Origin of the sequence: Microbacterium sp. NPDC079176 (assembly GCF_040686675.1) — a bacterium.
Taxonomy (GTDB): domain Bacteria; phylum Actinomycetota; class Actinomycetes; order Actinomycetales; family Microbacteriaceae; genus Microbacterium.
The window spans coordinates 222694-242468 of sequence record NZ_JBFBLM010000006.1 but is presented as its reverse complement, the minus strand read 5'-3'; the positions used below and the strand labels follow the sequence as shown (position 1 = coordinate 242468).

General features: G+C 67.9%; 18 protein-coding genes and 1 tRNA gene. 4 read left to right on the top strand and 15 right to left on the bottom strand.

All coding sequences use genetic code 11. From position 1 onward, the window contains the following. Window position 1 precedes the first annotated feature (1 nt). Complete coding sequence (locus AB0P11_RS16070; RefSeq protein WP_056279046.1) at window positions 2–967, bottom strand: DNA topoisomerase IB; 966 nt, start codon at window positions 965–967, stop codon at window positions 2–4. A gap of 188 nt (window positions 968–1155) precedes the next feature. Between AB0P11_RS16070 and AB0P11_RS16065 the strand changes: the two genes are divergently transcribed. Continuing rightward, window positions 1156–1977, top strand: coding sequence for a hypothetical protein (locus AB0P11_RS16065; RefSeq protein WP_072591174.1), 822 nt, complete (start codon window positions 1156–1158; stop codon window positions 1975–1977). A 52-nt stretch (window positions 1978–2029) separates the two neighbouring features. On the opposite strand, the gene AB0P11_RS16060 is transcribed toward AB0P11_RS16065, so the two are convergent. Further along, window positions 2030–2101: transfer RNA gene (locus AB0P11_RS16060), tRNA-Gln, on the bottom strand. Window positions 2102–2250: 149 nt separating this feature from the next. Next, window positions 2251–3756: a glutamate--tRNA ligase gene (gltX, locus tag AB0P11_RS16055; protein WP_363522943.1), complete on the bottom strand. Its 1506-nt coding sequence runs from the start codon at window positions 3754–3756 to the stop codon at window positions 2251–2253. 173 nt (window positions 3757–3929) lie between these two features. Here gltX and AB0P11_RS16050 point away from each other — a divergent pair, with 173 nt between their 5' ends. After that, on the top strand, window positions 3930–5174 hold the full coding sequence (locus tag AB0P11_RS16050; protein ID WP_363522941.1) for an acyl-CoA dehydrogenase family protein: 1245 nt from the start codon (window positions 3930–3932) through the stop codon (window positions 5172–5174). Between the two features lie 87 nt (window positions 5175–5261). Here AB0P11_RS16050 and AB0P11_RS16045 read toward each other — a convergent pair whose 3' ends face one another. The 6 genes from AB0P11_RS16045 to AB0P11_RS16020 form a co-directional block, all read right to left on the bottom strand. Next, a complete protein-coding gene (locus tag AB0P11_RS16045) occupies window positions 5262–6026 on the bottom strand; it encodes a class I SAM-dependent methyltransferase (protein WP_363522939.1) in 765 nt (254 codons plus the stop codon). Continuing rightward, window positions 6023–7279, bottom strand: coding sequence for an MFS transporter (locus AB0P11_RS16040; protein ID WP_363522937.1), 1257 nt, complete (start codon window positions 7277–7279; stop codon window positions 6023–6025). The genes AB0P11_RS16045 and AB0P11_RS16040 overlap by 4 nt, the downstream gene beginning before the upstream one ends. Next, window positions 7276–8052 (bottom strand): fumarylacetoacetate hydrolase family protein, encoded by a 777-nt coding sequence (locus AB0P11_RS16035; RefSeq protein WP_187249545.1) that lies wholly within the window; start codon window positions 8050–8052, stop codon window positions 7276–7278. Before AB0P11_RS16035 ends, AB0P11_RS16040 begins: the two co-directional genes overlap by 4 nt. A 78-nt stretch (window positions 8053–8130) precedes the next feature. Beyond that, window positions 8131–9231 (bottom strand): branched-chain amino acid aminotransferase, encoded by a 1101-nt coding sequence (locus AB0P11_RS16030; RefSeq protein ID WP_053099091.1) that lies wholly within the window; start codon window positions 9229–9231, stop codon window positions 8131–8133. Window positions 9232–9291: 60 nt separating this feature from the next. Continuing rightward, window positions 9292–10335 (bottom strand): 3-isopropylmalate dehydrogenase, encoded by a 1044-nt coding sequence (locus AB0P11_RS16025; RefSeq protein ID WP_363522934.1) that lies wholly within the window; start codon window positions 10333–10335, stop codon window positions 9292–9294. Between the two features lie 75 nt (window positions 10336–10410). Beyond that, window positions 10411–11946, bottom strand: a complete 1536-nt coding sequence (locus tag AB0P11_RS16020) for an MFS transporter (RefSeq protein ID WP_072591168.1) — start codon at window positions 11944–11946, stop codon at window positions 10411–10413. 112 nt (window positions 11947–12058) lie between these two features. Between AB0P11_RS16020 and AB0P11_RS16015 the strand changes: the two genes are divergently transcribed. Next, window positions 12059–12604: a TetR/AcrR family transcriptional regulator gene (locus AB0P11_RS16015; protein ID WP_053095865.1), complete on the top strand. Its 546-nt coding sequence runs from the start codon at window positions 12059–12061 to the stop codon at window positions 12602–12604. Window positions 12605–12676: 72 nt separating this feature from the next. Here AB0P11_RS16015 and serA read toward each other — a convergent pair whose 3' ends face one another. From serA to AB0P11_RS16000, 3 genes are all read right to left on the bottom strand, one after another. After that, entirely contained in the window at window positions 12677–14281 is a 1605-nt protein-coding gene (gene serA, locus AB0P11_RS16010) for a phosphoglycerate dehydrogenase (RefSeq protein WP_053095864.1), read from the bottom strand. Window positions 14282–14395: 114 nt separating this feature from the next. Beyond that, on the bottom strand, window positions 14396–14746 hold the full coding sequence (locus AB0P11_RS16005) for a hypothetical protein (RefSeq protein WP_363522931.1): 351 nt from the start codon (window positions 14744–14746) through the stop codon (window positions 14396–14398). Then, window positions 14743–15264, bottom strand: coding sequence for a hypothetical protein (locus AB0P11_RS16000; RefSeq protein WP_363522929.1), 522 nt, complete (start codon window positions 15262–15264; stop codon window positions 14743–14745). The genes AB0P11_RS16005 and AB0P11_RS16000 overlap by 4 nt, the downstream gene beginning before the upstream one ends. 77 nt (window positions 15265–15341) lie before the next feature. Here AB0P11_RS16000 and AB0P11_RS15995 point away from each other — a divergent pair, with 77 nt between their 5' ends. Then, complete coding sequence (locus AB0P11_RS15995) at window positions 15342–16271, top strand: hypothetical protein (RefSeq protein ID WP_363522927.1); 930 nt, start codon at window positions 15342–15344, stop codon at window positions 16269–16271. A 67-nt stretch (window positions 16272–16338) separates the two neighbouring features. Here AB0P11_RS15995 and ilvC read toward each other — a convergent pair whose 3' ends face one another. The 3 genes from ilvC to AB0P11_RS15980 are packed head-to-tail and all read right to left on the bottom strand — an operon-like array spanning window position 16339 to window position 19728. Next, a complete protein-coding gene (gene ilvC / locus AB0P11_RS15990) occupies window positions 16339–17388 on the bottom strand; it encodes a ketol-acid reductoisomerase (RefSeq protein ID WP_072592268.1) in 1050 nt (349 codons plus the stop codon). A 25-nt stretch (window positions 17389–17413) separates the two neighbouring features. Then, the gene (ilvN, locus tag AB0P11_RS15985) at window positions 17414–17923 is read right to left on the bottom strand and encodes an acetolactate synthase small subunit (RefSeq protein WP_056278631.1); all 510 of its coding nucleotides are present in this window, start codon (window positions 17921–17923) and stop codon (window positions 17414–17416) included. A 2-nt stretch (window positions 17924–17925) separates the two neighbouring features. Beyond that, window positions 17926–19728: an acetolactate synthase large subunit gene (locus AB0P11_RS15980; RefSeq protein WP_053095859.1), complete on the bottom strand. Its 1803-nt coding sequence runs from the start codon at window positions 19726–19728 to the stop codon at window positions 17926–17928. Between the last annotated feature and the right edge of the window lie 47 nt (window positions 19729–19775).

Genomic DNA, 19775 nt, shown 5'->3' with positions numbered 1-19775 from the left:
CTCACCGCCCGAGGAGCTTGCGGATAGCAGTCTCCGGCGACACCGACAGGTCGAGAGTGCGACCGCGCGCGTAGAGCCGGAAGACCCGCGGGTCGATGTAGCTCCCTCGGGCGACCGCGAGAGTGTTGCCGAGCGCCGACGCCGTGGCCTGCACAGCGAGGCGCTCGGCGCGCCGTCGATCGGTCTTCGTCTCGAGTCGGCCGATCCGCGCCAGCGCGTCCGCCGCGAGGATCGTACCGTGCAGCGTGCGGAAGTCCTTCGCGGTGAACGACGATCCCGCCACCTGCCGTAGATAGTCGTTGACCTCGCTCGAGGTGAGTCGCACCCGGCGACGGCCCTTGCGATAGGCGAGCAGCGGAGCCTTCGGCGAACCGACGGCGAACTCCGACAGCGCCTCGGCGAGCGGCGCATCGGTGATCTCGATCGAGGCGAGCTGCTTGCTCTTCGCAGGGAAGCTGAGCGCGACCGTACTCCCGTCGATCCGCACGTCCCGTCGCCGAAGCGTGCTCAGGCCGCGACTGCCGTGTTTCACCAGGTAGCGCTCCGAGCCGATGCGCAGTGCAGCGTCGTCCAGCAGCCGGAAGGAGACGGCGAGGGCGCGTTCACGTGTCAGTCCCGGTTCACCGATGGCACGGGTGACCTTCGCCCTGGCGGCGGGCAGCGCCTCGGCCAGTTTCAGCGCCCGGGCGAACTTGCGCTGATCTCTGCCGGTGCGCCAGAGGGGATGGTAGAGATACTGACGTCTGCCCGCATCGTCTGTGCCGACCGCCTGAATGTGAGCGAGGGGGTCGGCGGCGATCCACACGTCTTTCCACGCGGGAGGTATCGCGAGGTCCCGGATGCGCTCTCGATCGGCCTCGGCCACGGGCGTGTTGCCGGCATCGACGTATCGGAAGCCGGAGCCCGATCGCACGCGTCGAATTCCCGGCGTCTCGCCGGGGACGACTCTCGTGAGTGCCATTGGCATCCTCCCTGTCATGCCGCGTCGGGCATCTGCGATCACGATGCCCGGCCCGGCGACGGCAGTGAAGGGCATGGCGCGACACGGGCTCGCTCTGCTAGGCGATATCTCCCTCCGGACGGCATGCTCCGTCGGCAGCGGCATCGCGCCGATCGGATTGTCCGGGCACCCGATGGTCTGCCATCCTCGTGACTATGGCGATGTCATTCGAGGAGTTCCGTGCGTCCCTGACCCGTGCAGATCTGCGCGCCCCACTCGGGTTGCAGCTCACCGACCTCGAAGCCCGACAGGTGGCCGACGATACCGCGTCCGCTCAGAGCTGGTACGCCTACTGGGTGTCGACCCAGCCGACCGCTCCCCCGCCGCCCACGGGCCCCGCATACGACGCACCTCCTCCGGCGTACGACGCACCTCCTCCCGCATACGACACGGCGCCCGTGTACGCCACGCAGGCCCCGGCGCCAGCAGGCCCGCCGGTGTACCCGGGATACACGGCCGCGCCCGACGGCCCTCCGGGTCAGAAGAGGCGTGTCGGTCTCTGGGTGGCGCTCTCGATCGTGGGCGCGCTCCTTCTCATCGCCGCGATCGTCGTGATCTTCGCCTTCGCCACGGCGCGACACTGGACCAAGACCGATGTACCCGAGCAGCCGGAGACCTTCCGCAGCGAGGAGTACGAGACCGGGCGCTACGACGTCACGATGGACGACGTGAACCCCTGCAGCGTGAACCAGGACTGGACGGACTGCACGAACCTCATGGTCGCGACCTACACGGCAGCCTGCGTCGATGTCGAGCTCACCGAGAGCGCGACCCGCCTGTGCGCCGAGTACAGCGCGGCGATAGACGAGATGAAGGCGCAGGACGGCGACGGCTACTTCGTGGCCACGCTCGGCAGCTATGGCAGCCTTCACCGGACGCCTGAGATCGATACCCGTCAGGTGTCGAACGACGACTACGAGCCGGCCGTCACGCACGAAGCGGTGTGCTACCTCGGGTTCATCGGAGAGTGCGAGTAGGCACGCATCCAGTAACGACAAAACCCCCGCCTGAGCGGGGGTTTTTGTCTTGCTGGGGTACCTGGACTCGAACCAAGAACAACGGAACCAGAAACCGCCGTGTTGCCAATTACACCATACCCCAAGGGCGGAACCGGAGTCTCGCACCGAGAGTCAAGCTTACCCGAGCCGCGGCCCTAATGCCAAAACGCCGCCGTTCGTCCGGGCGCGTCGCGGGCGGGGATGACGAGGGAGAGCACTCATCGGCGACTCTCCCTCGTCGACCAGGCCGTCTCAGCCGGCCAGGAACTCCGACAGCAACCGGAGCCGTCGCAGCGACTCGTCCTTGCCCAGGAGCTCCATGGATTCGAACAGCGGCGGCGAGATGCGGCGTCCCGTGATCGCGACACGCGGAGGACCGTAGGCGACACGCGGCTTGAGCTCGAGGCTCTCGACGAGCGCCGCTGCGAGAGCCTCCTGAATCTTCTCGGGCGTGAAGTCGGTCACCGGCTCGAGAGCCACCACGCACGCGTCGAGCACCTCGCCGGCGTTCGCAGGGAGCCCCTTGAGCGCGTCGGCGTCATACGAGACGTCGTCGGAGAAGAGGAAGCCGACCATGCCGGGCACGTCGCCGAGCAACTGCACGCGCTCCTGCACGAGCGGGGCGACCCGGAAGGCGAGCACGAGCTCTTGGTGAGTCGGCTCGTCGAAGAGGCCGGCGGCCGCGAGGTACGGGATCGTCCTCTCGGCGAAGTCCTTCTCGTCGAGCTTGCGGATGTGGTCGCCGTTGATCGACTCGGCCTTCTTCTGGTCGAACCGAGCCGGGTTCGGGTTGACGTCCACGATGTCGAACGCCTCGGTGAACTCCTCGAGCGTGAAGACATCGCGGTCGTGACCGATGGACCAGCCGAGCAGCGCCAGATAGTTCAGGAGACCCTCGTGGATGAATCCGCGATCCCTGTGCAGGAAAAGATCCGCCTGCGGGTCGCGCTTGGAGAGCTTCTTGTTACCCGTCTCGCCGAGCACGAGCGGCATGTGAGCGAACCGCGGGACGAACGTGGTGACGCCGGCGTCGATCAGGGCCGCGTACAGCGCGAGCTGACGAGCCGTGGAGGGCATCAGGTCTTCGCCGCGCAGAACGTGCGTGATGCCCATGAGCGCGTCGTCGACGGGATTCACGAACGTGTAGAGCGGGATCCCGTTCGGACGCACCACCACGAAGTCCGGGAAGGAACCGGCGGGGAAGGTCACCTCACCGCGGATCAGATCGACGTAGGTGAGGTCCTCGTCAGGCACGCGCAGTCGGAGTGCCGGCTGACGACCCTCCGCGCGGAAGGCGTCCTTCTGCTCGGTCGTGAGATCCCGGTCGTGATTGTCGTAGCCGAGCTGCTTCGCGCGTCCGGCCGCCTCGTTGCGGGCGTCGATCTCCTCCGCCGTGGAGAAGCTCTCGTACAGGGCGCCGGAGGCGAGGAGCTTGTCGATCACGCCGCGATAGATGTCGTGACGCTCGGACTGGCGGTACGGGGCATGCGGCCCACCGACCTCGACGCCCTCATCCCAGTCGATCTTGAGCCAGGTCAGAGCGTCGACGAGCTGGCGGAAGCTCTCCTCACTGTCGCGCGCGGCGTCGGTGTCCTCGATGCGGAACACCATCTTCCCGCCGTTGTGGCGGGCGTACGCCCAGTTGAAGAGGGCCGTGCGGACCATGCCGACGTGCGGCAGTCCGGTGGGCGAGGGGCAGAAGCGGACGCGTACGTCGGAGCCGCTGGCGGTCGTGGTGAGGGGGTGCGGGGTAGCCATATCCCCTCGATTCTAGTTGCCGGGTGGCGTCTCGACCTCCCCGATCGCCAGCGGTCGCGGGCCGCTCAGGAGGGGTCACCGTGGGTAACAGTCCCTCACCCTGGGTAACAACCCGCATTCGACGCCGACGCGCTCCTATCGTTGCCGCATCGACCAACCGGAAGGGTGACAACATGACAATCACGGATGCAGTGACGACAGGCCTCAGCGATCGCTGGCGCGGCACGCCAAGACCTCAGACCAGCCTCGAGTGGATCGACCGCGCCGAGGAGGTGGCCGACATCCTCGCGGTGGATGCCGTCGAGCGGGACCGCGCGAATGCGACCCCTCGGGCCGAGGTCCAGCTGCTCAAGGACTCGGGGCTGGTCACCCTGCTCGGCCCTCGCGCCCACGGCGACGCCGGTGAGAGCTGGGACACCGCCTACAAGGTGATCAGGGCGGTGGCCCGCGGCGACGGGTCGATCGGACAGGTCCTCGGGTATCACTACCTCTGGGCGTGGGCGGCCCGTCTCGTCGGAACCGAAGAGCAGATCGCCGCGGTCGAGGAGCTGTACACCGCGAACGACTTCGTCTTCGGCGGCGCGGTCAACCCGCGCGACTCCGACTTGGTGATCCGCGAAGACGGCGATGATCTCGTGTTCTCCGGGCGCAAGTCCTTCTCGACTGGCGGCCAGATCTCGGACCTGACCGTCCTCGAAGGCGTCCTCGAAGGCACCGAGACGCACATCTTCGCGATCGTCCCCACGGCTCAGGAGGGGATCGTCTTCGGAGACGACTGGGACAACCTGGGGCAGCGACTCACCGAATCGGGCTCGGTCGAGATCCGCGACGTCCGAGTCCCCTGGTCGGCGGCAGCCGGCTTCGTCGACCGGGTGTTCCGCCCCTTGACCTACAACACTCTGAACGTGCCGACCATCCAGCTCGTCTTCGCGAACTTCTACCTCGGCATCGCACAGGGTGCCCTCCAGACGGCATCCGCCTACACGCGATCTGTGACCCGCCCGTGGCCGTACGGCGGCGATGACAAGCAGCACGCGACAGACGAGTGGTATCTGCTCGAAGGCTATGGCGAGCTGGCATCGAAGCTGTGGGCCGACGAAGCGCTGCTCGATGCCGTGGGCGCCGAGATCAGTGCGGTGCTGCATGCCCCGCGCGAAGAACTCACTGCACGTCGACGTGGCGAGATCGCCGTGCGCATCGCGGCGGGGAAGCTGCGCATCGTCGACGACGGCCTGGAGGTCGCCACGAAGATCTACGAGCTCACCGGCGCCAGGGCCTCGGCCAATTCGGTCGGCCTCGACATCTTCTGGCGCAACCTGCGCACGCACAGTCTGCACGACCCGATCGCGTACAAGAAGCGGGAGGTCGGCGACTACGTGCTGCGCAACGAGGTGCCTGAGCCGACCTGGTACACCTGATCGCCGCGATTCAGGTGCTCCTCGGTGCCGCGCTCACGGAGGCGGTCGCGGCACCGGGGAGCCCTGGGCATTCTGCCCTGGGCGGTCTCAGCCTCGCGGCGCGACGGCGACCGCCGCAGCATGCGCCAGCGGCAGGCGTCCGGCGATCGACCGCTCGGCGCACACGAACTCGAAGGCCGCGCGGAACGAGCGCCGATCGGTGTCGTCGAGCGCACGGTAGAACTGACCGGCTCCCCCGACGCCTCCCTCGGCGGACGCCCACAGCGCGGTCGCATCGGCCGACCACGTCCAGGTGATCTCAGACACCTGCGGGCGCGGCCAGCCCGCGTCGTCGAGCATCCTCGCGAAGCCGTCGACGGTGCGCTCGAAGTCCTTCTCCGGCGGCAGTCGCTCCCCCGTCGCAGGAATGAGTGCCGCACGCTCGCACACCTCCCGCCAGAGCCAGGTGGGCGAGTTCGTCCAGATCGTCGCCGACACCAGATCTGCGGAGACGCGGAGGAGCTCCGCCGCGGATGCTCGGGGGTCGGCGACGTGGTTCAGCACGAAGTTCGCCACGACGACGTCGAACTGGCCGTCCTCGAAAGGCAGGTCAGGCAGCGTTCCGTCGCGCACCGGAATCTCGGGATGCTCGCGCAGCGCGACGTCTCGCATCGTCGGCTCGGGCTCGCATCCGGTCGCATCCCAGCCGGCATCGGCGAATGCGGCCGTGAGCATTCCTGTGCCCGACCCCACGTCGAGCAGCGTCCGCTTCCCAGGGGTTCCGAACGCTCCGAGCAGGGCCTCCGCGGTCCCGACGCAGAGCGACGCGTAGGAGTCGGCGTATGCGCGCCCGGTGCCCGTCCAGTCCTTCATCCGCGCGAGCGGCCGAGCGGCGACAGCGCGACGATGGCGATGACGATCACCGATGCCGCGATCCCGAGCCCTGCGTACTGGAAGTTCGCGAGCACCACACCCGCGAGCACAGCGCCTGCTGCGGCCGAGAGGCTCATCAGCGAATCGCTGCGGCCCTGCCTGCGCGTGCGGATCTCGGGGGCACTCGACTCGGTCAGCAGCGCGGCCCCTGCCACCGTCGCCGCGCTCCATCCGAGTCCCAGCAGGATGAGAGCGACGATCACGCCCCACTCCCGATCGTTCGCGAAGACGGCGAACGCGAGCGCCCCGCCGAGAAGGATCTGCCCCAGCAGAACCACGCGCAGCCGGCCCCATCTGTCGGCGAGGATGCCGAAGACGGGCGACAGCGCGTACATGCCTCCGACGTGCAGGGCGATCGTGATGCCCACGAGAGCCGAGACATCGGCCGGGGTGGGCGCCATGCCGTGTGCACCGTGCGCCATCTGGGCGAGGTGGACCGGGGTCATCGCCATGACGGAGGCCATCACCACGTGCGAACCGGCCACCGCGAACATCGCGTAGCGCGCGACCACAGGTCGGTCGGCGACGACGGCGCCCGTCGCCTTCGCGGCCGCCGAGGCGAGCCGCTGCGCTGCCAGAAGCGGGTCGGGGCGGAGCGCCACGAGGTACAGGACGAGCGCGACGCACTGAGCGACGAACGAGAAGGCGTAGGAACCGGTCTGTGGCGGCATGCCGATCGCCGCCCCGACGATCTCCCCCGGCCCCAGCAGCAACGGCCCAGCGACACCGCCGATGGTGGTCGCCCAGACCACGATCGAGAGATCCCTTCCGCGATGCTGTGGTGCGGCGAGGTCGGTCGCGGCGAACCGCGACTGCAGATTGCCCGCATTGCCGGCGCCGATCATCAGGATGCCGACGAGCAGCAGCGGGAACACCCGCACCGACGCCGCGAGGATCACCACCGCGATGCCGACGAGTGCGAAGAGGTTTCCCAAGGTGAGGGCTCGGCGTCGGCCCACCTTGGCAGCCAGGCGCGCGAGCGGGATGGCGCACAGCGCGGCGCCGAGGGTGACCGACGCCGTCGCGAGCCCCGAGAGGGCGTCGCTGCCCGAGATGTCAGCCGCAAGCAGAGCGCCGAGAGACACCGTCGCCCCGAAGGCGATCCCGCCCAGTACCTGCCCTGTGGAGAGAACCAGCACGGTTCGCCGCTGCACCGCCGCCTGCTGAGCAGCCGTGAGGGCGACGCCGGTCATGATGCGCGCACGGCGTCGCGCACGGTGTTGCGCAGGATACCCAGTCCGGTGATCTCGACCTCGACGGTGTCCCCGGCGACGAACTCCCCCACACCTGCCGGCGTACCCGTGAGGATGACGTCGCCGGGCAGCAGCGTGAAGGCCGCCGAAGCATGCTCGATGATCGCCTCGACCGAGTGGATCATGTCGGTGAGCGGCGCCTTCTGCCGCACCTCGCCGTTGACGCGGGTCTCGATCGTCGCGACCGAGGGGTCGAAGTCGGTGCTGATGGTCGGGCCGAGAGGGCAGAAGGTGTCGAAGCCCTTCGCCCGAGCCCACTGACCGTCCTTGCGCTGGAGGTCACGCGCGGTGACGTCGTTGGCGATCGTGTAGCCGAGCACGTGATCGAGGGCATCCGCGGCCTTCACGTTCTTCGCGACCCTACCGATCACGACAGCGAGCTCACCCTCGTACTCGGTCTGCTCCGAGATCGAGGGGCGCACGATGGCGTCTCCCGGGCCGATGACGGCGGTGTTGGGCTTGAGGAACAGCAGCGGCTCCTCGGGGGCGACTCCGCCCATCTCGGCGGCGTGATCGTGGTAGTTCTTGCCGACGCAGACGATCTTGGAGCGCGGGATCACCGGAGCGAGGATCACCGCGTCCGCGATCGGCACCCGGTCACCCGTGGGCTCGTAGCCCGCGAAGAGCGGATCTCCGGAGAGGACGACGAGGTCGGTGTCATCGACGATCCCGAAGAGGATGGCGTCGTCATGGCTGAATCGGGCGATCTTCATGCCACCAGCCTATCCAGCGTGATGCACGACGAGACCCCGCTACACGGAAGCGCAGCGGGGTCTCGAGAGCACGAAGGCTCAGGCGTCGAGCCGCAGAAGCCAGCCGTGCTTGTCCTCACGGCGGCCGTACTGGATGTCGGTGAGCTCTTCGCGCAGCGACAGGGCCAGTTCGCCGAGCGGCTGCGGCTCATCGAAGCCCTCGCCGACGAGAGCACCGATGGGAGTCACGACGGCGGCGGTGCCGCAGGCGAAGACCTCGACGATATCGCCTGAGGCCACACCCTCGCGCCACTCGTCGATGGAGATCGGACGCTTCTCGACCGCGTAGCCGCGGTCTTCGGCGAGCTGCAGCAGCGAATCGCGTGTGATCCCCTCGAGGATGCTGTCGGACTCGGGCGTCACGACGCGGCCGTCTTTGAAGACGAACACGACGTTCATGCCGCCGAGCTCCTCGACGTTGCGCTGCTCGTTGAGGAACACGACCTGGTCGCAGCCCTTCGCGCTCGCCTCACTCTGCGCGAGCAGGCTCGAGGCGTAGTTGCCGCCGGTCTTCGCCTTGCCGGTGCCGCCCTTGCCGGCACGGGCGTAGTCCTCGGAGAGCCAGATCCGCACGGGCTTCACTCCCCCGGTGAAGTACGCTCCGGCTGGGCTGGCGATCACGTAGTACGCGACCTTCTGAGCCGCGCGAACACCGAGGAAGGCCTCCTTGGCGAACATGAACGGACGCAGGTACAGGCTCTGGTCGGCACCTGAGGGAACCCAGCGACCGTCGACCGCGATGATCTCGCGCAGCGACTGGATGAAGTACTCGGTGGGCAGCTCCGGGAGCGCGAGTCGACGCGCGCTGGCCTGCAGTCGTGCCGCGTTGCGGTCGGGGCGGAACGTGTGGATCGAGCCGTCGGCGTGACGATAGGCCTTGATGCCCTCGAAGATCTCCTGGGCGTAGTGCAGCACGGACGCGGCCGGGTCGAGCGGGATGGGTCCGTAGGGCTGCACGCGCGGTCGGTGCCATCCGCCCTTGACGGACCAGCAGATGTCGACCATGTGGTCGGTGAACACGACACCGAACCCCGGGTTCTCGTGAACCTCGGCGACCCGACCGGGCGTCGCTGCGGTCAGGTTCTTGGTCACAGCGAACTCCAGCGGAGCCACGGTGGTCTCGGCGTCGATGGTCGTCATCTCGTCATCCATTCCTCATGCGGCGCGCATCCTCGCGCCGTCTCAGCCTACGCCTGTCGGTCAGAGCAGAGCAGCGATCGCGGAGCCGATCTCCGCGGTCGTGCGCGCACCCGTGCGGGTCGCGATGTCGGATTCGACGGCGGCACTCACTCGAGCGGCCTCCGCTCCGAGTCCGAGGTGATCGAGCAGCAGCGCGACCGACAGGATCGCCGCGGTGGGGTCGGCCTTCTGCTGCCCCGCGATGTCGGGAGCCGAGCCGTGCACCGGCTCGAACATCGACGGGAAGGTGCCGTCGGGGTTGATGTTGCCCGATGCGGCGAGTCCGATGCCGCCGGTGACAGCGCCTGCGAGATCGGTGAGGATGTCGCCGAAGAGGTTGTCGGTGACGATCACGTCGAAGCGCGAGGGATCGGTGACGAGGAAGATCGTCGCGGCATCGACGTGCAGGTAGTCGACGGACACGTCGGGATGCTCGGACGCAACCTCGTCGACGACGCGCTGCCAGATGGCGCCGGCGTGCACGAGCACGTTCGTCTTATGCACGAGGGTGATCTTCTTGCTGCGACGTTCGGCGAGATCGAACGCGTATCGCACGACCCGCTCGACACCGAATGCCGTGTTCACGGACGTCTCGTTGGCGACCTCGTGCGGTGTGCCCTTGCGGATCGCGCCGCCGTTGCCGACGTACGGCCCCTCAGTGCCCTCGCGGACGACGACGAAGTCGATCTCGCCGGCGTTCGCGAGCGGACCCGAGGCACCGGCGAAGAGCTTGGACGGACGCAGATTGACGTAATGATCCAGCGTGAAGCGGAGTTTCAGCAGCAGGCCGCGCTCGATGTTCGCGTCCTTCAGGCGCGGGTCTCCTGGCGTGCCGCCGACCGCGCCGAGCAGGATCGCGTCGTGTTCGGAGATCGACTGCAGATCATCGTCGGTGAGAGTGTCGCCCGTCTCGAGGAATCGGGCGGCGCCGAGCGAGAAGCGCGTCTTGTCGAACGTCACATCGCTCGATGCGGTGACCGCGTCGAGGACCTTCTCGGCCTCGGCGACGACCTCTGGGCCGATTCCGTCACCGGGGATGACGGCCAGCTTCACGACACGCGACATGACACTCCTTGCATCGGGATGGACCGGCCGACGCTCGGATGCATGCCGAGCGGGCCGGTCCTCCCAGCGTACTGGTCAGTGCGAGGGCGCCTTGCGCAGTGTGACGGCGGCGATCACCCCGGCCACGATCACCAGGCCCGCGCCGATCAGCGAGGTCACCAGGACACCCGATCCGAAGGCGGCGGCGGCCGCATCCCACAGCGCGTCTCCGAGCTGCGCGGGCAGATCCTTCGCGGCAGTGTAGGCGCCGGCCAGCGTCTCCGTCGCGGCGTGCGCCGCCTCCGCTGGGATGCCGGAGGGAATCACCAGCGCCCCGCGGTAGAACGCGGTGATCAGGCCGCCGAGGACGGCGGTGCCGAGCACCGCTCCCAGCTCGTAGGCGGTCTCGGAGACGGCGCTGGCCGCGCCCGCCTTCTCGGCCGGAGCACTGGACAGGATCAGCTCATTCGAGATCGTCTCCGCCGCCCCGATGCCGATGCCCAGCACCACGAAGGCGATGATCAGCGGAGCGACGCCGTGATCCGCCGTCGTGAACGCGACCAGGAGGTAGCCGGCCACAGAGAACGCGAGACCGGCGGGCACGAGCACGTGCGGTGGCACTCGCCGTGAGATCGGCACGACCGAGAGGCCGGCGACGATCATCGCGGCCATTCCGGGCACGAGCGCTGCGCCGGCCGTCATCGGCGAGAGACCGAGGACGAGCTGCAGGTGCTGCGACACGAAGTAGAGGAAGCCCACGAGCGCCACGACGCTCAGGAGGTTCACGAGGATCGCCCCCGAGAAGGAGCCCCGGCGGAACAGCTGCATGTCGAGCATCGGGACCTCGGCAGCGAGCTGACGCCGCACGAAGAGATACCCCATCACGATGCCGAGCAGCGCCCACGCCCCCGCAGTGAGGCTGGGGCCGTCGACGGCGAGCGACTTGATCGCGTAGACGACCGGGATCATCGCTGCCATCGAGAGCATGATGCTGACGATGTCGATGCGTCCGGGGTGCGGGTCGCGGCTTTCGGGAACGAGCAGCGGCGCCGCGATGAGGAGCGGGATCAGCACGGGCACGGCGATCAGGAAGACCGAGCCCCAGTCGAAGTGCTCGAGCAGGAAGCCGCCGACGATCGGGCCGAGGGCCGAGCCCGCGGAGAACGCCGACGCCCAGACCGCGATGGCGAGTCGCCGCTGATCGCGGTTCGTGAAGATCGAGCGCAGCAGCGAGAGGGTCGACGGCATCAGCATCGCACCGAAGAAGCCGAGCAGCGCTCGCGCGGCGATGAGAAGACCTGCCGTGGGGGCGAACGCAGCGAGTGCCGACACGGCCGCGAAGCCGGTCGCGCCGATCAGCAGCATCCGACGACGCCCGAAGCGGTCTCCGAGTGTGCCCATGGTCACGAGCAGCCCGGCGAGCACGAGCGGATACACATCGATGATCCACAGCTGCTCCGCTCCGGTGGGCGCGAGCGCGATGGAGATCTCGGGCAACGCGAAGCTCAGCACCGTGTTGTCCACCGACACCAGGAGCACCGGCAGCATGAGCACGACGAGTGCCGCCCAGCCACGGGCGCCGACGCGGGGAGCATCCGTCTCTGTCGTCGGGATCGACGCAGTACGGGTCATGGAACACCTCTCAGGATCACGACGGCATCGTTACTGAACCGTCCAGATGGTATAGTAACAGAATCGTCATCCGGCCGCGCTACTGTGAATCGAGACGAACAGAGGATCCCCGATGCCCCGACCTCCCCTCGCCCGCGAACGCGTCCTGGACGCCTTCGAATCGATCGTCATCGAAGACGGTGAGCGGGCGGCCACTTTGGATGCGACCGCGAAGGCCGCCGGCGTGTCGAAGGGCGGCCTCCTCTATCACTTCGGCTCGAAGGACGAGCTGGCAGCGGGCCTCATCGAGCGCCTCGATGCGCTCACCACTCTGGATCTCGAGCGGATGACCTCGGCCGAAGAGGGCCCCGTCGCGTACTACGTGCGCACCTCCGTGATGGAGGACGACGCGCTGGACCGCGTCCTCATCGCCGCCACCCGCCTGGCCCAAGGCGGCTCGGCACCCGCTGCCGACGCGCTGCGACGCAACCGCGACCGCTGGGAGGACACGATCCGTCCTCATGTGCGGGATGCCGCGAGCCTCGATCTCGTGATGCTGCTCAGCGACGGTCTGTATTTCAACAACTCGCTCGATGTGCACGGTCCCGAGCGCCTGGTGCCGAGAAGTGACGAGCTGTCCGACCTGATCGCGCTCGTGCTGCGCGCCACCGCTCCCTGAGTCCGGGAACGACAGAGCGGGAGGAGCGACCTCCCGGTCGCTCCTCCCGCTCTGTCGGAGTCTCCCCTGCGATCAGACCTCGGTGATCTCGATCTGACGGAACAGGTCCGCGTCGATCTCGTTGCGCAGGTCGTCGAGCAGATCGTCCGAGACCGGCGAGTCGAGGGTGAGAACGCTGAGCGCCTGATCGCCCGCCCCCAGGCGCGAGATCTGCATGCCTGCGATGTTGATGCCGGCCTCGCCGAACTTCTGACCGTAGACCGCGACGATGCCGGGACGGTCGGTGTAGAGCATCACGACGTGGTGCTTCTCGATCGGCAGCTCGAGGGCGTGGTCATTGATGGCGACCAGCTTCTCGGCCTGCTTGGGGCCCGTGAGGGTGCCCGACACCGACAGCTGCGTGCCATCCGAGAGCGCTCCGGCCAGAGTGATGACGTTGCGGTACTCGTCGCTCACGTCGTCCTTGAGCAGACGGACCGCGATACCGCGCTGGTCGGCGAGCAGCGGTGCGTTGACGTACGACACGGTCTCGCTGACGATGTTCGTGAAGACGCCCTTGAGCGCGGCGAGCTTCAGCACGCTCACGTCGTAGTCGTTCAGCTCGCCGTGCACCTCGACATCGAGGCTCGTGAGAGGCGACGTCGCGAGAGCCGCGAAGATCTGGCCGAGCTTCTCGACGAGCGAGATGCCGGGGCGCACATACGGGTCGATGACTCCCCCGGCCACGTTGACCGCATCGGGAACGAGGTCGCCGCCGAGCGCGAGGCGCACGGAACGCGCGACCGAGACTCCGGCCTTCTCCTGCGCCTCCTCCGTGCTGGCACCCAGGTGCGGAGTGACGACGACGTTCGGGAGGTCGAGCAGCGGACGAGCAGTTCCGCCCTCGGCCGGGGGCTCGGAGGTGAAGACGTCGAGACCCGCACCCGCGATCTCACCGGCGACGAGGGCCGCGTGCAGCGCTTCCTCGTCGATGAGGCCACCGCGGGCGACGTTGACGACGAAGGCTGTGGGCTTCATGGCCGTGAACTGCTCGGCACCGATCATGCCGGTCGTCTCCGGCGTCTTCGGCATGTGGATCGTGAGGAAGTCCGCCTCTGCGACGAGCTCGTCGAGCGAGAGGAGCTGGACACCGAGCTGCTGCGCGCGGGCCGAGGTGACGTAGGGGTCGTAAGCGACGACGCGCATGTCGAACGCGGCGAGGCGCGCGGCGACGAGAGCTCCGATGCGTCCGAGGCCGACGATGCCGACCGTCTTCTCGAAGAGCTCGGCTCCCGTGAACGAGCTGCGCTTCCACTGACCGGCCGCGAGCGATGCGTGCGCGGCGGGGATGCGACGGGCGAGGCTGAGGATGTGGCCGACCGTCAGCTCGGCGGCCGAGACGATGTTCGAGGTCGGCGCGTTGACCACCATGACACCCGCTGCGGTGGCTGCCTTGATGTCGACGTTGTCGAGCCCGACGCCCGCGCGGGCGACGACCTTGAGCTTCGGAGCGTGGGTGAGCGCCTCTTCGTCGATGTGCGTCGCCGAACGGATGAGCACCGCGTCGGCATCCGCGAGCGAGGCGAACAGCGCTTCGCGGTCGGTGCCGTCGACGTTGCGAACGTCGAAGTCGGGGCCGAGGGCCTCGATCGTGGCGGGAGAGAGAACTTCAGCGATGAGCACGACGGGCTTCGGCACAGGGATCCTTCGGGGCAGCGCGACAGGGGGCCGATGCGCCGCACACCGTGGGGGCGCGATCACTTCAACTGTACCCGAGCGGCTCCGCTGCTCCGTGCCGTGTGACGCCGTCTGTCAGAGAGCGACGGTCACGAGATCGGACATGTTGAGGATGCTGTAGCCGATCAGGCTCAGCCAGAACACCGCCACGACGCCGAGACCCGCCAGCAGCACCAGAGCGAGCTCGCCCGCGCGTCGCCGTCGCCCGATCACGTACGCGAACACGAAGACGAGCGCCGGGAACACCACTCCGAAGAGAAGGGTCACCCAGCCGATGCCGGTGAGTCCGCTCTGGGCCATGGAGACGAGGTGAGCGACGGCATTCCAGATCGCATAGGCGTAGAAGAGTCCTGCGACTCCGAGCACGAGTGCATTGAGCCACCGCGGGGAGGCGGAGGTCGCCTGAGAGGTCGACTGTTCGGTCATGATCCGATCACCCCCACCGTCACGAAAGGCCAGGGCACGAGCAGCACGACTCCGAGCAGCAGCAGTCCGACCCGGACCCACGTCGCCTTCGCACGGGTCAAGACCCACACCGCGAGGAACCAGAGCGCGGGCGCCGCGACCGCGAGCACGAACCACGGCACGTACATGGCATCGGCCACGATCAGATTGGCCAGCGGCTTCAGCCGCAGCCCTCCGACGACCCAGCCGATGCTGTACAGGAGGTACACGCCGCCGACGACCCCGAGGGTCAGCAGCATCGCGGTGCTCAGGTGTGCTGATTCCTGCTCGTCCGGCATCGTGACGGTGCCGTCGGTCTCGACGCGACCGACGGCCTCGCTGCCGCGGCCGACGGCGTTCCAGCCGTCCGGCAGCGCCGCATCATCGGCGTGATCCCGCTGGGTGGACGCCTCGCTCTCAGGGCGCTTCGGAGTGCGCGCCTTCGGCGCGACGCCGTCGTCGCCGTCCCAGCTCAGGGCATCGTCGGAGTCGGAAGTCATGTCCCCAGCGTAGGACACGTCGTCCACTATGCTCGGGGGCATCTGGGCCACCGCGGCCCTCTCCGGAAGGGAAGCCAGTGGCCGAGCAGAACGACAGGGTCGACCAGAGCACACCGGGCGGAGCCGACGAGCCCGCCGCGGGATGGAAGCCGACAGCCGCGGCGAAGTCGCGGGCGACGACCTTCCGCTGGATCGCCGCGGTCCTGTGGGGTGTCGCCATCGCGGCCGAGGCGGTGTCGATCTTCTGGCTGCTCCGCCAGCGCGAGTACGTCGGCGAGGACGGCACGCTCGTGCGCGACCCCGACACGGGCCTCCTGGAAGAGCAGGGCGTCACGGCGCAGTTCCCGCAGTGGGCGTTCGTCACGCTTCTCGTCCTGCTCGTGGTCATCGCCGCGCTCGCGATCACCGGCTCGGTGCTCTGGAAGAAGGCCAACAGGCTCGACCCCGCGCGCCGATCCGAGACCGTGCGCTTCTTCGTGCAGAACCAGCTCGGCGCGATCATCGCGATCGTGGCCTTCCTCCCCCTGGTGATCCTGATCTTCCTCAACAAGGACATGAGCAAGGGGCAGAAGACGACGGCCGGCATCGTCGGCGTGGTCCTCGCCCTGCTCGCCACGGTGATCGGTGTCGACTTCAACCCGCCGTCCGTCGAGAAGTACACGGCCGACCAGTCGGCGGTCATCCTGATGCTCGGAAAGGACGAGGTCGTGTGGGTCGACGGCGGTGCGGTCTACCACGTGTGCGATGAGGTCTCCGACATCCAGACCGGGAGCGAGAAGCGCACCGGCACCACGGCTGAGGCCGTGGAGGCCGGCAAGAGCCGCCTCACGCTGAAGTTCGCCTCCGAGCTGCGCACCTGCGGTCTCGCCGTGCCCGAGAACGCCGACGAGATCGAGGACGCGTTGCGCGAGATCCAGGGCGGAGCGGTCGACACTCTTCTGCCCGCGCCGGTATGGGCCGACCCCGCCGACGCCCCGATCGAGGTCGAGGAGGCTCCGGCGGAGTGACCCGCAGAACCGCGAGAAGGGGCCCGGTGCGATCCGCACCGGGCCCCTTCTCTTCGACCGTCTCAGATCAGCGCGCAGCGCTGCCGTCGACGTAGTCTTCGTCCTGCTGCTTCCATGCGAAGAGCGAGCGCAGCTCCTTGCCGGTGGCCTCGATCGGGTGCGTCTCCTCCTTGGCACGCAGTGCCAGGAACTCCTCCGCGCCGTTGTCCTGGTCGTCGATGAAGCGCTTCGCGAAGTTGCCGTTCTGGATGTCCGCGAGGATCGCCTTCATCGACTCCTTGACCTCGGGGGTCACGACGCGGGGACCCGAGACGTAGTCGCCGTACTCAGCAGTGTCGGAGACCGACCAACGCTGCTTCGCGATGCCGCCCTCCCACATGAGATCGACGATGAGCTTCAGCTCGTGCAGCACCTCGAAGTACGCGATCTGCGGCTGGTATCCCGCTTCGGTGAGCGTCTCGAAGCCGGCCTGCACGAGGTGGCTGACGCCACCGCACAGCACGGCCTGCTCGCCGAACAGGTCGGTCTCGGTCTCTTCGGTGAAGGTCGTCTTGATGACGCCGGCGCGGGTGCCGCCGATGGCCTTCGCGTACGAGAGCGCCGTGGCCCACGCGTTGCCCGATGCGTCCCGCTCGACGGCGATGATGTCGGGGATTCCACGGCCGGCGACGAACTCGCGACGGACCGTGTGACCCGGAGCCTTCGGGGCGACGAGGATCACGTCGACGCCCTCAGGAGCATCGATGTAGCCGAAGCGGATGTTGAAGCCGTGCGCGAAGGCGAGCGTCTTGCCCTCGGTGAGGTTCGGTGCGATCGACTCGCTGTAGATCGTGCGCTGGTGCTGGTCCGGCGCGAGGATCATGATGAGGTCGGCCCACTGCGTCGCGTCGGCGACGGTCTTGACCGCGAATCCGGCCTCTTCCGCCTTCGGCGCCGACTTCGACCCCTCCTTGAGGGCGATGGCGACCTCGACACCCGAGTCGCGAAGGTTCTGCGCGTGCGCGTGACCCTGCGAGCCGTAGCCGACGATCGCGACCTTCTTGCCCTGGATGATCGACAGATCGGCGTCTGCGTCGTAGAAGATCTCGGTGCTCACTGGTTTCTCTCCTTGATTGATGTTCGTGTACGTGTGTGAAATCTGGTCAGCCGCGCAGGACGCGCTCGGTGATGCTCTTGCCTCCGCGGCCGATGGCGAGGAGGCCCGACTGCGCGATCTCCTTGATTCCGAAAGGCTCGAGGGCCCGGAGCATGGCGTCGACCTTGCCCCGGTCACCGGTGACCTCGATCACCAGCGCGTCGGAGGCGTAGTCCACCACAGAGGCGCGGAACAGGTTCGCCACCTCGATGACGTTCGACCTGGTCGCGTTGTCGGTGCGCACCTTGACGAGCATGTGCTCGCGCTGCACCGAGGTCGGGAAGTCGAGCTCGACGATCTTGATGACGTTGATCAGTTTGTTGAGCTGCTTGGTCACCTGCTCGAGAGGAAGATCCTCGAGGTCGACGACGACCGTGATGCGCGAGATGCCAGGCACCTCGGTCACGCCCACCGCGAGAGAGTCGATGTTGAAGCCACGGCGTGCGAACAGTCCCGCGACTCGGGTCAGCAGGCCGGGGGTGTTCTCCACGAGGAGGCTCAGCACGTGAGTCGACATGGTCAGTCCTCCTCGTCGAATGCGGGCGCGTGCTCGCGGGCGTACTGGACGTAGCTGTTGCTCACGCCCTGGGGAACCATCGGCCACACCATCGAATCGGCGCTGACGACGAAGTCGATGACGACGGGACGGTCGTTCGTCTCGAGGGCGAGCTTGATCGCCGCGTCCACCTCCTCCTCCTTCTCCACGCGGATCGCGAGGCAGCCATATGCCTCCGCGAGCTTCACGAAGTCGGGGATGCGGACGGTGCCGTGACCGGTGTTGAGGTCGGTGTTCGAGTGGCGACCGTCGTAGAACAGCGTCTGCCACTGGCGCACCATGCCCAGCGACGAGTTGTTGATGATCGCGACCTTGATCGGGATGTTGTTGATCGTGCAGGTGGCGAGCTCCTGATTGGTCATCTGGAAGCAGCCGTCACCGTCGATCGCCCACACCACACGGTCGGGCTCGGCGACCTTCGCGCCCATCGCAGCGGGAACCGAGTAGCCCATGGTTCCTGCGCCCCCGGAGTTCAGCCAGGCGTTGGGGCGCTCGTACTTGATGAACTGCGCAGCCCACATCTGGTGCTGTCCCACGCCCGCGGCGTAGATGCCCTCCGGCCCGGTCAGCTCACCGATCCGCTGGATCACGTACTGCGGAGCGAGGAGGCCGTCGGTCGTCGGCGCGTACCCGAGCGGGAACTCGTTGCGCAGCCCGTCGAGGTACGACCACCACTCCTCGGTGTCAGGGGTCGTGGTGGTGATCGCGGTGCGGAACGCCGACTCGAGATCGACCAGCACGTCGCGGACGTCGCCCACGATCGGCACGTCTGCGGTGCGGATCTTCGAGATCTCGGCCGGATCGATGTCGACGTGCACGACCTTGGCGTTCGGCGCGAAGAGCGCGGCCTTGCCGGTCACGCGGTCGTCGAACCGCGCCCCGAGGGACACGATCAGGTCGGCCTCCTGCAGCGCCAGCACCGCCGGAACGGTGCCGTGCATGCCCGGCATGCCGAGGTGCTGCTGGTGGGAGTCGGGGAATGCGCCGCGAGCCATGAGTGTGGTCACGACGGGCGCATTCGTGGTCTCGGCGAGGGCGAGCAGCTCGGCAGACGCGCGACCGCGGATCACACCGCCGCCGACGTACAGCACCGGCTTCTTGGCCTCGGCCAGAAGGGCCGCCGCCGCCTGGATCTGCTTGCCGTGCGCCTTGGTCACGGGGCGGTATCCGGGCAGGTCGTACTTGGGAGGCCAGACGAACGGCGCCATCGCCTGCTGGGCGTCCTTCGTGATGTCGACGAGCACCGGACCCGGTCGGCCGGTCGAGGCGATCTCATAGGCCGCCGCGATGGCGCCCGGGATCTCCGACGCATCCTTCACGAGGAACGAGTGCTTCGTGACCGGCATCGTGATGCCGACGATGTCGGCCTCCTGGAACGCGTCAGTGCCCATCAGCGTCGAGAACACCTGCCCGGTGATCGCGAGCAGCGGCACCGAGTCCATGTAGGCGTCGGCGATCGCGGTCACGAGGTTGGTCGCACCGGGACCCGACGTCGCGATGCAGACGCCGACCTTGCCCGAGGACGACGCGTAGCCTTCGGCGGCGTGTCCCGCTCCCTGTTCGTGCCGCACGAGGATGTGCCGCAGCTCGGCGGCGTCCATCAGCGGGTCGTAGACCGGGAGGATCGCTCCTCCGGGAAGACCGAAGACGTCCTTGACGCCGAGGAGCTCGAGCGTGCGGACCACGGCCTCGGCTCCGGAGATCTCCGGTGCGGCGGACTTGGGTGCGGGCGGCCTCGGCACAGCCGAGACGGTGTCAGCAGTCATGACACTCCTTCTGATGGTCTGTTGGCGACGTCGGAGGCTGGGATGCC

What these genes read in the sequence shown, in the direction of transcription:
- AB0P11_RS16000 (WP_363522929.1), bottom strand. Translation starts at nt 15,264, where the DNA reads ATGACTTCCGACTCCGACGATGCCCTGAGCTGGGACGGCGACGACGGC.
- AB0P11_RS16030 (WP_053099091.1), bottom strand. Translation starts at nt 9,231, where the DNA reads ATGACGACCATCGACGCCGAGACCACCGTGGCTCCGCTGGAGTTCGCT.
- AB0P11_RS16040 (WP_363522937.1), bottom strand. Translation starts at nt 7,279, where the DNA reads ATGACCGGCGTCGCCCTCACGGCTGCTCAGCAGGCGGCGGTGCAGCGG.
- AB0P11_RS16005 (WP_363522931.1), bottom strand. Translation starts at nt 14,746, where the DNA reads ATGACCGAACAGTCGACCTCTCAGGCGACCTCCGCCTCCCCGCGGTGG.
- gltX (WP_363522943.1), bottom strand. Translation starts at nt 3,756, where the DNA reads ATGGCTACCCCGCACCCCCTCACCACGACCGCCAGCGGCTCCGACGTA.
- AB0P11_RS16070 (WP_056279046.1), bottom strand. Translation starts at nt 967, where the DNA reads ATGCCAATGGCACTCACGAGAGTCGTCCCCGGCGAGACGCCGGGAATT.
- AB0P11_RS16065 (WP_072591174.1), top strand. Translation starts at nt 1,156, where the DNA reads ATGGCGATGTCATTCGAGGAGTTCCGTGCGTCCCTGACCCGTGCAGAT.
- AB0P11_RS16020 (WP_072591168.1), bottom strand. Translation starts at nt 11,946, where the DNA reads ATGACCCGTACTGCGTCGATCCCGACGACAGAGACGGATGCTCCCCGC.
- AB0P11_RS16045 (WP_363522939.1), bottom strand. Translation starts at nt 6,026, where the DNA reads ATGAAGGACTGGACGGGCACCGGGCGCGCATACGCCGACTCCTACGCG.
- AB0P11_RS16025 (WP_363522934.1), bottom strand. Translation starts at nt 10,335, where the DNA reads ATGTCGCGTGTCGTGAAGCTGGCCGTCATCCCCGGTGACGGAATCGGC.
- AB0P11_RS15980 (WP_053095859.1), bottom strand. Translation starts at nt 19,728, where the DNA reads ATGACTGCTGACACCGTCTCGGCTGTGCCGAGGCCGCCCGCACCCAAG.
- AB0P11_RS16015 (WP_053095865.1), top strand. Translation starts at nt 12,059, where the DNA reads ATGCCCCGACCTCCCCTCGCCCGCGAACGCGTCCTGGACGCCTTCGAA.
- AB0P11_RS16035 (WP_187249545.1), bottom strand. Translation starts at nt 8,052, where the DNA reads ATGAAGATCGCCCGATTCAGCCATGACGACGCCATCCTCTTCGGGATC.
- ilvN (WP_056278631.1), bottom strand. Translation starts at nt 17,923, where the DNA reads ATGTCGACTCACGTGCTGAGCCTCCTCGTGGAGAACACCCCCGGCCTG.
- AB0P11_RS16050 (WP_363522941.1), top strand. Translation starts at nt 3,930, where the DNA reads ATGACAATCACGGATGCAGTGACGACAGGCCTCAGCGATCGCTGGCGC.